This is a genomic window from Synechococcus sp. CCAP 1479/9 (genome assembly GCF_019038535.1).
Lineage (GTDB): Bacteria > Cyanobacteriota > Cyanobacteriia > PCC-6307 > Cyanobiaceae > Cyanobium.
Genome location: NZ_JAFKRK010000085.1, coordinates 1 through 409, shown reverse-complemented (window position 1 = coordinate 409; position 409 = coordinate 1). Strand labels below are relative to the sequence as shown.

Below are 409 nucleotides of genomic sequence, written 5' to 3'. Positions count from 1 at the left end.
GCCGGCGTCGGCAGCCTCACCATCGCCGCCAACGGCTCCTATTCCTTCTCACCGGCCGCCAACTACAACGGCACCGTTCCCCTGATCTCCTACGTCGTCACCGACGGCTCCGGGCCCAACGATTCCTCCACCTTCGCTATCACCGTCACGCCAGTCAACGACGACTTCTCCGACGCCAACGAGACCCTCTCCATCGCCGAGGACAGCGGCACCACCACCGGCAATCTTCTGAGCGGCACCACCAGTCCCGATGGCCCGGTCTCGATTGCCTCCTTCTCCATCGCCGGCCAGAGCGGCCCCTTCCCCCTCGGCAGCCCCATCTCCATCGCCGGCGTCGGCAGCCTCACCATCGCCGCCAACGGCTCCTATTCCTTCTCACCGGCCGCCAACTACAACGGCACCGTTCCCC

General features: G+C 66.5%; 1 protein-coding gene. It reads left to right on the top strand.

The features are described from left to right. Nucleotides 1–409 (top strand): cadherin-like domain-containing protein (locus tag KUG38_RS16805; protein ID WP_216923559.1); only part of this gene is annotated, 409 nt, incomplete at both ends.